10 protein-coding genes are annotated in these 12,313 nt (G+C 72.9%); 6 read left to right on the top strand and 4 right to left on the bottom strand.

Annotated features, from left to right (window positions below):
• Positions 1-173: 173 nt before the first annotated feature.
• A complete protein-coding gene (locus AB0B40_RS07650; RefSeq protein WP_362263486.1) occupies positions 174-359 on the top strand; it encodes a hypothetical protein in 186 nt (61 codons plus the stop codon).
• Positions 360-588: 229 nt separating this feature from the next.
• Here the strand turns inward: AB0B40_RS07650 and AB0B40_RS07645 are convergent, their stop codons facing one another.
• From AB0B40_RS07645 to AB0B40_RS07630, 4 genes are all read right to left on the bottom strand, one after another.
• Positions 589-1,074 (bottom strand): DUF6099 family protein, encoded by a 486-nt coding sequence (locus AB0B40_RS07645; protein WP_345052031.1) that lies wholly within the window; start codon positions 1,072-1,074, stop codon positions 589-591.
• Between the two features lie 167 nt (positions 1,075-1,241).
• Positions 1,242-1,595: a nucleotide pyrophosphohydrolase gene (locus AB0B40_RS07640; RefSeq protein ID WP_362263485.1), complete on the bottom strand. Its 354-nt coding sequence runs from the start codon at positions 1,593-1,595 to the stop codon at positions 1,242-1,244.
• Positions 1,592-2,788: an ATP-binding protein gene (locus tag AB0B40_RS07635; RefSeq protein WP_362263484.1), complete on the bottom strand. Its 1,197-nt coding sequence runs from the start codon at positions 2,786-2,788 to the stop codon at positions 1,592-1,594. The genes AB0B40_RS07640 and AB0B40_RS07635 overlap by 4 nt, the downstream gene beginning before the upstream one ends.
• A gap of 129 nt (positions 2,789-2,917) precedes the next feature.
• Entirely contained in the window at positions 2,918-3,307 is a 390-nt protein-coding gene (locus tag AB0B40_RS07630; RefSeq protein WP_161292996.1) for a cell division protein SepF, read from the bottom strand.
• 278 nt (positions 3,308-3,585) lie between these two features.
• Between AB0B40_RS07630 and AB0B40_RS07625 the strand changes: the two genes are divergently transcribed.
• The 5 genes from AB0B40_RS07625 (at position 3,586) to lpdA (ending at position 12,033) form a co-directional block, all read left to right on the top strand.
• Positions 3,586-5,304, top strand: coding sequence for a hypothetical protein (locus AB0B40_RS07625; protein ID WP_362263539.1), 1,719 nt, complete (start codon positions 3,586-3,588; stop codon positions 5,302-5,304).
• A gap of 166 nt (positions 5,305-5,470) precedes the next feature.
• Complete coding sequence (locus AB0B40_RS07620) at positions 5,471-7,285, top strand: methylmalonyl-CoA mutase family protein (RefSeq protein ID WP_362263483.1); 1,815 nt, start codon at positions 5,471-5,473, stop codon at positions 7,283-7,285.
• Positions 7,285-9,459 carry a methylmalonyl-CoA mutase gene (scpA, locus tag AB0B40_RS07615; RefSeq protein WP_362263482.1) on the top strand — a complete coding sequence of 725 codons (2,175 nt, stop codon included), beginning with the start codon at positions 7,285-7,287 and terminating at the stop codon, positions 9,457-9,459. Before AB0B40_RS07620 ends, scpA begins: the two co-directional genes overlap by 1 nt.
• A gap of 5 nt (positions 9,460-9,464) precedes the next feature.
• Positions 9,465-10,469: a methylmalonyl Co-A mutase-associated GTPase MeaB gene (gene meaB / locus AB0B40_RS07610; protein ID WP_345052047.1), complete on the top strand. Its 1,005-nt coding sequence runs from the start codon at positions 9,465-9,467 to the stop codon at positions 10,467-10,469.
• A gap of 163 nt (positions 10,470-10,632) precedes the next feature.
• On the top strand, positions 10,633-12,033 hold the full coding sequence (gene lpdA / locus AB0B40_RS07605; protein WP_362263481.1) for a dihydrolipoyl dehydrogenase: 1,401 nt from the start codon (positions 10,633-10,635) through the stop codon (positions 12,031-12,033).
• Positions 12,034-12,313: the final 280 nt, after the last annotated feature.

Raw genomic sequence — 12,313 nt, 5'->3', positions numbered from 1 at the left:
GACCGCCGCGTCGTCCTCGCCGGTGTCGTCCGGCGCGGCCGTCCACGGCCGGGTGAAAATCGTCCACCGTGTGTGCGGGCCCTGCTCCGAGCCAGTGACCGGCCCCGGCGATGATCGTTGGTCCGTCGGGGCCGGACCGTCCGGCACCCGCGCCGGGGGCCGAGGAGGCCGTCTTGTCCGAAGAGTCCGTTCCCCAGCAGGGAGGCCCCGCCGGGCGGCCCGACGGCTCCACCGGTCGCCCGAAGGGGCTGCTGGAGCAGATGGAGGAGCTGATGGCGGCGCTGAACGCTGATCTGTCGGCGCTGGCGGACCTGCAGTCCGGGGGCCCGAGGCACGACGCGGCCGACGAGACGGCCTGAAGCGAACGCGCGGCGCACAGCCCCTCCGCCGAGCCCGCCGCCGTCGGGCACCCGCACACCGCAAGGCGCACCTCACGGTCACAGATCGAACGGTCCGCCCGCGCGGGTTCGCCCATCGCGTGGGTCCGCCCTCGCGGTGACGGACGGAGCGGTCCGCCCGCGCGGGTTCACCGACCGAGTGGGTCCACCCCCGGTCCCGGGCACACCGAGCGGGCACGTCAGCGCCGGTTCACACGCCGGACGGGCTGTCCTGGGCGTCCTCCGGTAACACCTCTTCCCGTGCCGCCAGCTTGCGCAGCATCTCGCGGACGCGGTCGCGGGACTCGTCGGCCGCGTCGATCGCCTCCATGCACTGCCAGTACGTCGCCTCGTCGGCAGCGGCGCTGGCCATGCCGACCAGGGATATGCCGACCTCGCCGAGCAGGCCGCCGAGGCAGATCAGGGTCTCGCGGGCGTCGTCCAGTTCGGTGAGCTGGGCGGCGCGCAGGTCGCCCGGGTCGAGTTCGGGCGGGTCCAGGACTCCGCACCCCCGGCCCGCCAGCTCGGTCAGTCCCAGGGCCTCGCCCCGCAGTTCCGGCGGGCCGGAGACCGCGAGGCGGCTCCCGATCGCCTGTGCCAGGGCCTGCGCCTGCCAGACCTCCGCCATCATCTCCGCCGCGTCGGCGCCGCCCGCCAGGGCTCGCCTGCTCGCGAGGATGAGCCGTACCGCATCCATGTGGTGCCCCCGTCCGTCCGCCGCGTCATCTCGCACGGTCGCCTGCCGTCTCTTGTTCACTACCCAGCGTGAGGGCCCAAGGGACGAAAAGCCAGAGGAAGCCCGAAATCTGTGGACAACAATTCGGATTCGGCAGCCGATTCGACTCCGGAGAGTGATAACGGAATTTAGGATTCCGCCTGTTGGTCCCCCCGGCCCGGAAGGGGGAAGCGGCGTTCGTTGCGGTCGATCTTGGCGGCCAGGGCGGCCAGCGGGTCGACGCCGAGGACCTCGCAGAACTGCAGCAGATAGGCCAGGACGTCGGCGACCTCGTCCGTGACGCGGTGGGCCGTGCCGGGATCGTCCATCACCCGTGCGGACTCCTCCGGTGTCAGCCACTGGAAGATCTCGACCAGTTCGGAGGCCTCCACCGAGAGGGCGGCGACGAGGTTCTTGGGTGTGTGGTAGGGCTGCCAGTTCCGCGCGGCGGCGAACTCGGCCAGTCTGCTCTGGAGCCGGGCCAGGTCGGGATGTTCCGTCACGGGTTCAGGTGTACCACCGTGACACCCGGGGTCCGGGCGGACCAGGAGGCGTCGCTCACCGCGGCCACACAGCGGATGTGCCCGCGCTCGCCCATCCGGGCGGCCGTCCACAGCAACTCCCGCCGCTGGGCGGGGTCCAGGCCACGGTCGAAGCCGTCGGCGAGGACGGTGAGGGTGCGCAGGGCGTCGGGCACCTCGCCCGGGGCGTCCATGTCCAGCACGCCCGGCCCGGTCAGCAGCACCAGGGTCAGCGCGAGATAGCGCAGCTCGCCGTCGCCGAGCCGGGCGATGTCGGTGCGGACGCCGTCGCCGCGGTCGAGCAGCGCCCGCACCGTGCCGTCGGACGACGGCTCGGCCACCAGGTCGGCGACCCGGCCGGCGCACCCCGCGTGCAGCGCCTCGACCAGCCGGCCGTGCCGGCGACCGCACTCCGCGCGCGTGCGCCAGAGCACGTCGGCGAGGTTGTCGCAGCCCGGCAGCAGCCGGCCGGAGCCGGTCGGGACGGGGACCCGCATGTACTCGGGGCGTGGATCGCAGGGAAAGACCGAGCGCAGGGCCACGACCATCTGCTCGGCCGCCGCGAGCACCTGGCGCTGCCCGTCGGTCTTGCCCGCCACGCGCAGCGGCAGCAGGGCGGTGCCCAGACGGTCGTCGGGAAGCGGGGCGCGGGTCACCGGGGCGGAGCCCGCGGTGTGCCAGGCGGCCTGGACGGTACGGCGCCCCGGGTCACGCAGGGCGGTCTCCAGCAGGACGACTCCGCCTGCGGTCAGCCGCTCCCCCACGATCCGCAGGTCCGGTTCGGCCTGGACCGCGACGTCCAGCCGGACCGGTCCCTCCGCGCCGTCGGCCGTACACCCGATGCGGAAGCCCCGGCGCCCCTGGGAGTCGGGACGCGCCCGCTCCGGGACGCAGGCGGCCGGGTCCGGGAACGCTTCCACGAGCGGCGCGCCGCCGCCGAGCCGGGCCAGCGCCTCGTACGCGGCGAGCGCGGTCGTCTTGCCCGCCCCGCTGGGCCCCGCGAACAGGGTGACGGGCCCCAGCGGAAACCCGGCCCGCCGGTGCCCGGCGAAGGCCGACAGCCGCAACTCGGTGATCCGGGAGCGGAGATCGAGGGGTGGGCGGGACTGCGCGGGGACGGTCCCGGCGGACGCGTCGGCCGCGGGTGGCTCAGCGGACACGGGTGGCACGGCCATATGCGGACCGTAGGACTCCGCCCACACGCCGAACCGTTTCACCGCCGCCACCTTCCTACGATCGGGGGACGACTCCCCCGATCGCGGACACAGGCACGGCAGAAAACCGGCCGGACCCTGTCAGCCGCGTCAGCCGCCCGAGATGCCCGCGCCCTCCATCAGCCCGCTGACCTCCGTACCCGGCGGGGTGAGGAGGAAGACGTTGCGGTCGACCCGGTGCATCCCGCTGCCCAGCCCGAACACGACGCCCGTGCTGAAGTCGAGGACACGTTTGGCGACGTCCCCCTCCGCGCCGGACAGGTCGAGCAGGACCGGCACCCCGGCCATGAGGGTCTCGGCGACCTCCCGCGCGTCGGCGAAGACGTTGACCCGCAGGACCACGAATCTGCGCCGGGTCTCGGTCTCGGCGTCGGGCAGCGAGCGGTGGCTCACCGCGGACGGCCACGCGTCCCGGCCCCGCAGCGGCACGACCTGGGCGAGCCCTTCCCACTGTTCATCGGTGACGTCGTAACGGCTCACCGGCTCCCCCCGACCTGACTCGCACTCAATGCCTGCACCAGCCAATTCTTACGCCAAGTCACCCGTTCGGCCCAACAATGACACGGTGTGCGACCGATCCCGCACCGCTCCCCCTGTGCGGTTCGGGCGCTCTGCACCAAAATAGGCATTTCTTACCGGGCTCCTACTCGACTCTTCACCGGCCTCCGCCCCCGGTTCACCCACCACCACTAGCGTCCGGTGCCGTGCACGTGGCAGACACACAGCAGGTGACACCCGAACGGCGGACATCGTCGGCGGTGTCCGCCGGCCCGGGAACGCGCCCGCCGGACCCGGACGGCCCCGCGCAGTGGCACCGGGTGCTCACGCTCCTCGCCGACGTGAGCCTGTTCATCGGCACACGCACGGTCTGGACCCAGGCCGCCACACACCGACCGGTCCTCGCGGGCGTCATCTCGGTCTGCTACGCCTCCATCCTGGTGACCGGCGTCCTCGCCCTGACGGTCCGCCGGACCCGCTCGCTGGCCCGCCTGGACCTGGTGGTGCTGGCGACCGCGGTCGTCCTCGCCCTGTGCGCGTGGGCCCTGAACCACGCCGGCGGCGACGAGGCCGTCCTCACCAGCCAGGCCGCGCGGGAACTCGTCGCCGGGCATCCGGTGTACGGGCATCCGTGGCCCTGGCTCTTCCACGCCAAGGGCGTCGCGCTGACCCCGACCACCGACGGCGGGTACGACTTCACGTACGGCTATCCCCCGCTCGCCCCGCTGCTCACGGCGCCTCTGCTGTGGCTGGGCGACGGCGGCGTCCCGGCCACGGCGGCGGCGACGGCGGCGCTGGTCGTGGGCACGGTGGTGCTGTGGCGGCTGCTGCCGGTCCCGTGGCGCCCGGCGGCGACGATGGTCTGCCTGGGCTTCGGTCTCCTGCCGCTGTACGCCCGGCAGGGCTACCCGGCCGTCGTCGGCCTGGTCCTGCTGATGCCGGTGGTGGTGCGCTGGCCCCGGCTCGGCGCGCGCGGCCGGCTGGGCGCCGCCGGGATCGCGCGGGCCGCGTGCCTGGGCGCCGCGTGCGCCGCCCAGCAGCTGCCCTGGTTCGTCACACCGTTCCTGCTGGCCGGGATCTACGCCGTGCGGCGCGGCGAACTGGGCGGGCGGGCGGCGGCGCGGGTACTGCTGCGGATCACGGGGATCGCGGCGCTGACCTGGCTGCTGATCGACACGTACTTCGCCGTGAGCGAGTCCGGCCCCTGGCTGGGCGGCATCGCCCTGCCGCTGACCCAGGGCGCGGTGCTGCACGGCCAGGGCCTGGTGGACGTGTCGCTGTACTTCACCCCCGGTGGCGACCGGCTGGACTGGTACGGCCGTGCGAGCGCGCTGCTCGCCGCCGCCCTGCTGGTGGTGTTCGTCCTGTTCGTCCGGCGACTCGGACCGGCCGCGACCGTGCTGCCCTGGTGCGCCTTCTATCTGGCGACGCGCTCCCAGGACGGCTACTACCTGCTGATGACTCCGCTGTGGCTGGCGGCGGCGGTCACCGCGCCCCTGCCGGAGTTCGCCCACGCCTGGCAGCCGCGGCCCGGCCCGCTGGCCGGCCCGCGCCGCCGGGCCGCCCTCGCCGTGACCGCAGCGGCTGTGCTGACGCCCGCGCTGGTGAGCGCGGCCCTGGCGGCGACCGGGACGCCACCGCTGCGGATGGACGTCACGGCGTCCCGGCGCGTCTCGGCGTCGGCCCTGTCCGGGCTGACCCTGCGGGTCACCAACACCGGCGGCACCGCGCTCACCCCGCACTACATGCTGACCAGCGGCCAGGGCATGAGCCAGTACTGGTCGCGGGCGCGCGGCCCGGCCACGATCGCCCCGCACACCACGGCGACCGTCGAACTCCGGGCTCCGTCGGGCGCCTTCCGGGTATCGTCGAAAAGGAGCGCCCGGCTCAGGCTGCGGGCCTTCACGGCGAGCCCGCAGACGCTGTCCACCCGGGAGGTGCGACGGGCCGATCTGGGCCTCGGGCCGCCGCCGGGATGAAGGCCGGACCCGCCGACCGGGCCGCCGAGCGCCCGGGACCCCCTGTCGGGACGAAAGCGGGATCCGCCCTGCCGGGACGAAAGCGAGACAGGTCACCACCGCAAGAAGAGAAACCTCACAGCCCGTGCTCCACCTCCCGTTCAGCGGCCTGCCCTAGCATCCGACCATGACGGTCCTGCCTGACGACGGGCTCTCACTGGCCGCCGAGTTCCCTGACGCGACGCACGAGCAGTGGCAACGCCTGGTCGAGGGCGTGCTGCGCAAGTCGGGCAAGGAGCTAGCCGGCGAGGCAGCTGAGGACGCCCTGTCCACGACGCTGGAGGACGGGCTGCGCACCCGGCCCCTCTACACCGCGCGCGACAGCGCGCCCGACCCCGGCCTGCCGGGCTTCGCCCCCTTCGTGCGGGGCAGCCGTCCGGAGGGCGGCATCGCGGGCGGCTGGGACGTACGGCAGCGGCACACCTCGCTCGCCGGCGGCACGGCGGAGCCGGTGCTCGCCGACCTGGAGAACGGCGGCACCTCCCTCTGGCTGGTGCTGGGCGAGGGCGGTATCCCGGTCTCCGACCTGGGCCGCGCCCTCGACGGCGTCTACCTGGACCTGGCGCCGGTGGTGCTGGACGCGGGCCGCGACACCGAGCAGGCCGCCGAGGCCCTGCTGCGGCTGTACGCGGACAAGGGCGTCGACGCCAAGGCCGTACGGGGCGCGCTGGGCGGCGATCCGCTCGGGTACGAGGCCCGCACCGGAACCGCGCTCGACTTCGCGCCGTACGCCGCGCTGGCCGCCCGGTGCGCCGCGGAGTACCCGGGCCTGCGCGCGCTGACCGTGGACGCGCTGCCGTACCACGAGGCGGGCGGCTCGGCCGCGCAGGAAGTGGGCGCCTCGCTGGCCACCGGTGTGGCCTATCTGCGGGAGCTGACCGAGGCCGGGCTCGGCGTCGAACAGGCCGTGGCACAGCTGGAGTTCCGCTACGCGGCCACCGCCGACCAGTTCCTGACCATCGCCAAGCTGCGCGCGGCGCGGCGGCTGTGGGCGCGGGTCGCCGAGGTCTGCGGGGCGCCGGACGCGGGCGGCCAGGTGCAGCACGTGGTGACCTCGCCGGTGATGATGAGCCGCCGCGATCCGTGGGTGAACATGCTCCGCACGACGGTCGCGACCCTCGCCGCGGGGGTGGGCGGCGCCGACGCCGTGACCGTGCTGCCGTTCGACCACGCGCTCGGCCTGCCCGACGCCTTCGCGCGGCGGATCGCCCGCAACACCTCCACGATCCTGATCGAGGAGTCCCACCTGGCCCGGGTCATCGACCCGGCGGGCGGCTCCTGGTACGTCGAGCGGCTGACGGACGAACTCGCCGAGGCCGCCTGGCAGTTCTTCCGGTCCGTCGAGCGTGACGGCGGCCAGGCGGCCGGCCTGCGCTCCGGCCGGATCCGCACCGACCTGGCGACGACGTGGGCGGAGCGGTCCAAGCGGCTCGCCAAGCGGCGCGAACCGATCACCGGCGTCAGCGAGTTCCCGTCGCTGGCGGAGAAGCCGGTGGAGCGCGCGCCCGCCCCCGAGCCGCCCTCGGGCGGGCTGCCGCGGGTGCGCCGCGACGAGGCGTACGAGGAGCTGCGCGCCCGTTCCGACGCCCATCTGGCGGCGACCGGCACCCGGCCCCGGATCTTCCTCGCCACGATCGGCTCGCCCGCCGAGTACACCGCGCGCGCGACCTTCGCCGCCAACCTCTTCCAGGCCGGCGGCGTCGAACCGGTCAGCGAGGGCCGCTTCGAGGACAGCGGTGCCACCGAGGCCGTGCTGTGCTCCAGCGACGCGCTCTACGCCGAGCAGGCCGGGCCGACCGCCGAGTCGCTGCGCGCGGCCGGTGCCCGGCACGTGTTCCTCGCGGGCCGGGGCGAGTACTCCGGCATCGACTCGTACGTCTTCGCGGGCTGTGACGCCGTGGATGTGCTGTCCGCGACCCTCGACCGCATGGGAGTGTCCTGATGGGAATCCCCGACTTCTCCGGCATCGAGCTGGGGTCCCCGGTCGCCGACGGCAGCGACGGCGAGTGGCGCGCCGCCGTCGAGCGCGCCACCGGCGGCGCCCAGCCGCTGTGGGAGACCCCGGAGGGCATCGGGGTCAAGCCGCTGTACACCGGCCGCGACCTGGAGGGCCTGGACTTCCTGGGCACCTTCCCGGGCATCGCGCCGTACCTGCGTGGCCCGTACCCGACGATGTACGTCAACCAGCCCTGGACGATCCGCCAGTACGCGGGCTTCTCCACCGCCGAGGAGTCCAACGCGTTCTACCGGCGCAACCTGGCGGCCGGCCAGAAGGGCCTGTCGGTCGCGTTCGACCTGCCGACGCACCGGGGCTACGACAGCGATCACCCGCGCGTGACGGGTGACGTCGGCATGGCGGGCGTGGCCATCGACTCGATCTACGACATGCGCCAGCTGTTCGACGGCATCCCGCTGGACCGGATGACCGTGTCGATGACGATGAACGGCGCCGTGCTGCCGGTGCTGGCGCTGTACATCGTGGCGGCGGAGGAGCAGGGCGTGCCGCCGGAGAAGCTGGCGGGGACCATTCAGAACGACATCCTCAAGGAGTTCATGGTCCGTAACACCTACATCTATCCGCCGAAGCCGTCGATGCGGATCATCTCCGACATCTTCGCGTACACCTCGCAGCGGATGCCCCGCTACAACTCCATCTCCATCTCCGGCTACCACATCCAGGAGGCCGGTGCCACGGCCGACCTGGAGCTGGCGTACACCCTCGCGGACGGCGTCGAGTACATCCGCGCCGGCCGTGAAGCGGGCCTGGACGTGGACGCGTTCGCCCCCCGGCTGTCGTTCTTCTGGGCGATCGGCATGAACTTCTTCATGGAGATCGCGAAGCTCAGGGCGGCCCGGCTGCTGTGGGCCAAGCTGGTCTCCCAGTTCGAACCGAAGAACAGCAAGTCCCTCTCCCTGCGCACCCATTCGCAGACCTCGGGCTGGTCGCTGACCGCTCAGGACGTGTTCAACAACGTCACGCGGACCTGCGTGGAGGCGATGGCGGCGACCCAGGGCCACACCCAGTCGCTGCACACCAACGCCCTCGACGAGGCCCTCGCGCTGCCGACCGACTTCTCGGCGCGCATCGCCCGCAACACCCAGCTGCTCATCCAGCAGGAGTCGGGCACCACCCGGGTCATCGACCCGTGGGGCGGCAGCGCCTACGTGGAGCGGCTGACGTACGACCTGGCGCGCAAGGCCTGGGCGCACATCCAGGAGGTGGAGCAGGCCGGCGGTATGGCGCAGGCCATCGACGCCGGTATCCCGAAGCTGCGCGTGGAGGAGGCGGCGGCCCGCACCCAGGCCCGCATCGACTCCGGGCGGCAGCCGGTGATCGGTGTCAACAAGTACCGGGTGGACAGCGACGAGCAGATCGAGGTCCTCAAGGTCGACAACTCCTCGGTGCGTACCCAGCAGATCGAGAAGCTGCGGCGGCTGCGGGCGGAGCGGGACGAGACCGCCTGCCGGGACGCGCTGGACGCGCTGACCCGGGCGGCCGACGGCGACGGCAACCTGCTGGAGCTGGCGGTGCACGCGGCCCGTGCCAAGGCGACGGTCGGCGAGATCTCCGACGCCCTGGAGAAGGTGTACGGCCGGCACGCGAGCCAGATCCGTACGATCTCCGGTGTGTACCGCAACGAAGCAGGCCAGTCGCCGTCCGTGGACCGCACCCGGGCCCTGGTGGACGCCTTCGAGGAGGCCGAGGGGCGCCGGCCGCGCATCCTGGTCGCCAAGATGGGCCAGGACGGTCACGACCGCGGCCAGAAGGTGATCGCGACCGCCTTCGCCGACCTCGGCTTCGACGTGGACGTCGGCCCGCTGTTCCAGACGCCCGAGGAGGTCGCCCGGCAGGCGGTCGAGGCGGACGTGCACGTGGTCGGGGTGTCCTCGCTGGCCGCCGGTCACCTCACGCTCGTCCCGGCGCTGCGCGAGCAGCTCGCCGAGGAGGGCCGCGAGGACATCATGATCGTGGTCGGCGGGGTGATCCCGCCGCAGGACGTGCCGACCCTGCTGGAGATGGGCGCCACGGCCGTGTTCCCGCCCGGGACGGTGATCCCGGACGCGGCCCGCGACCTGGTCAAGCAGCTGTCGGCCGATCTCGGCCACGAGCTGTAGCGCCGATGGCAGCGATCGATCTCGACACCTATGTGAAGGGTGTGCTGGACGGGAAGCGGGCCCTGGTGGCCCGCGCCATCACGCTCGTCGAGTCCACCCGGCCGCAGCACCGCGCCCTGGCCCAGGAGTTGCTCACCGAGCTGCTGCCGCACAGCGGCCGGGCGCGGCGGATCGGCGTGAGCGGGGTGCCGGGTGTCGGCAAGTCGACGTTCATCGACGCGTTCGGCACGATGCTGACCTCGCTGGGTCACCGGGTGGCCGTCCTCGCCGTCGACCCCTCCTCGACCCGTACGGGCGGATCCATCCTGGGCGACAAGACGAGGATGGAGCGGCTGGCGGTCGATCCGGCGGCCTTCGTGCGCCCCTCCCCCAGCGCGGGCACGCTGGGCGGGGTCGCCAAGGCCACCCGGGAGTCGATGGTGGTGATGGAGGCGGCCGGCTACGACGTGATCCTGGTGGAGACCGTCGGCGTCGGCCAGTCGGAGACGGCGGTCGCCGACATGGTCGACTCCTTTCTGCTGCTGACCCTGGCCCGCACCGGCGACCAGCTCCAGGGCATCAAGAAGGGCGTCCTGGAGCTGGCCGACGTGATCGCCGTCAACAAGGCGGACGGCCCGCACGAGCGCGACGCCCGCGCCGCGGCCCGGGAACTGGCGGGCGCGCTGCGGCTGATGCACGGCAAGGACGCCTTCTGGTCGCCCCCGGTGCTGCACTGCAGCGCCCGGGAGGCGGCCGGCCTGGACACGGTCTGGGAGCGCCTGGAACAGCACCGGACCCTGCTGGACTCCACCGGGAAGCTGGCCGCCAAACGCCGGGACCAGCAGGTCGGCTGGACCTGGGCGATGGTCCGCGACGAGCTGCTCGGCCGGCTGTACGCCGACCCGGCGGTGCGCGAGGCCGCCCCGGAGCTCGAACGGCAGGTCAGGCAGGGCCGGTTGACGGCGACTCTGGCGGCGGACCGGATCCTGGCGGCCTTCGAGGGACGGACGGCCCCCGCGGCCGATGCCTGAGCGGACCCGATCGGCAGTGTCGGACGGCAGTGTCGGACATCACTTCCCGCGGGCCGGACGGTCGTCGAGGGCCTCAGGACACGGGTCCTCGGCGGCGAGGGCCGGCGGGAGCCGGGTGGACCGGGTTGCGCGGTGAGCCGCAGCCGGAAAGGATCAGTTCTTCGTGAGCCAACATTTCGATGTCCTTGTTCTAGGAGCGGGCCCGGGCGGCTACACAGCCGCGGTTCGCAGCGCGCAACTCGGTCTGTCCACCGCGGTGGTGGAGGAGCGGTACTGGGGCGGCGTCTGTCTCAACGTGGGGTGCATCCCCTCCAAGGCACTGCTGCGCAACGCCGAGATGGTGCAGTTCGTCACGAACGAAGCCAAGGCCTACGGCATCTCCGTGGGCGATGACGTCTCCGCGGACTACGGGGTCGCCCACCAGCGCAGCCGCAAGGTCGCCGACGGCCGGGTCAAGGGCGTTCACTACCTGATGAAGAAGAACGCCATCACCCAGTTCGACGGGCGGGGTGCCTTCACCGACGACCACACCCTGACGGTGACCCACCCGGACGGGCGTACGGAGACGGTGACGTTCGGCCACTGCATCATCGCGGCCGGCGCCACCCCACGACTGCTCCCCGGCACCGCCCTGTCGGACCGCGTGGTGACGTACGAGAGCCAGATCCTCAGCGACACGCTGCCGGACAGCATCGTCATCGCCGGCGCCGGCGCCATCGGTGTGGAATTCGCCTATGTGCTGCGCAGCTACGGCGTGGACGTCACCATCGTCGAGTTCCTGGACCGCATGGTCCCGCTGGAGGACGAGGAGATCTCCAAGGAGCTGGCGAAGCACTACCGCAAGCTCGGCATCGAGGTCCTCACCGGCACCGCCGTGGAGGCCATCGACGATTCGGGCCCGCGCGTCCGGGTCACCGTCGCCAAGGACGGCGAGCGCCGGGTCCTGGAGACCGACAAGGTGCTCCAGGCCATCGGCTTCGCCCCGAACGTGCAGGGCTACGGCCTGGAGAACACCGGTGTCCGCCTCACCGGGCGCGGCGCCATCGACGTCGACGGACGCTGTCGCACCAATGTGCCGCACATCTTCGCGATCGGGGACGTCACCGCCAAGCTGATGCTGGCGCACGCCGCCGAGTCCATGGGCGTCGTGGCCGCGGAGACCATCGCCGACGCGGAGACCATGGAGCTGGACTACACCATGATCCCGCGGGCCACCTACTGCCAGCCTCAGGTGGCCAGCTTCGGCTGGACGGAGGCCCAGGCACGCGAGCGCGGATTCGACGTCCAGGTGGCCAAGTTCCCCTTCACCGCCAACGGCAAGGCCCACGGCCTGGGGCACCCCGTGGGCTTCGTCAAGGTCATCAGCGACGGCACGCACGGGGAACTGCTCGGCGCCCACCTCATCGGCCCCGAGGTCACCGAACTCCTGCCGGAGCTGACGCTGGCCCAGCAGTGGGACCTGACGGTGCACGAGGTCGCCCGCAACGTCCACGCGCATCCCACGCTCGGCGAGGCGGTCAAGGAGGCCGTCCACGGTCTGGCCGGCCACATGATCAACATGTAGTGACGAGCACACCGGGCCGGTTGCCGCGGACCACCGCGGGGATCAGCCCGCCCGACCCCGTCGCCCGGAGCGCGCGTCACGCGCCCCGGGCGACGGGGTTCCGGTGACGGCGACGCGAGCGGAAGAGGGCCGAGAGCGACGGCCGTACCCGTGGACATACATGTCGCGTCGGCCATCACCGACGACGATCACCGCGGGGTGTGCCGGGAGTCGTGGGTCACCCCGCTCCCGGACGACACCCGCGCCCTCGCACGCATCGGCCGCCGTACCCGGGCCGCCG

The sequence above is a fragment of the Streptomyces sp. NPDC042638 genome (genome assembly GCF_040647235.1).
Lineage (GTDB): Bacteria > Actinomycetota > Actinomycetes > Streptomycetales > Streptomycetaceae > Streptomyces > Streptomyces rameus.
Note: the sequence above shows the minus strand (reverse complement) of the source record. Positions and strands in the feature narration are given on the sequence as shown.

Excerpts from the sequence above, each read along its gene's own strand:
- AB0B40_RS07645 (WP_345052031.1), bottom strand. The coding sequence starts at position 1,074 with ATGGATGCGGTACGGCTCATCCTCGCGAGCAGGCGAGCCCTGGCGGGC.
- AB0B40_RS07635 (WP_362263484.1), bottom strand. The coding sequence starts at position 2,788 with ATGGCCGTGCCACCCGTGTCCGCTGAGCCACCCGCGGCCGACGCGTCC.
- AB0B40_RS07620 (WP_362263483.1), top strand. The coding sequence starts at position 5,471 with ATGACGGTCCTGCCTGACGACGGGCTCTCACTGGCCGCCGAGTTCCCT.
- scpA (WP_362263482.1), top strand. The coding sequence starts at position 7,285 with ATGGGAATCCCCGACTTCTCCGGCATCGAGCTGGGGTCCCCGGTCGCC.
- meaB (WP_345052047.1), top strand. The coding sequence starts at position 9,465 with ATGGCAGCGATCGATCTCGACACCTATGTGAAGGGTGTGCTGGACGGG.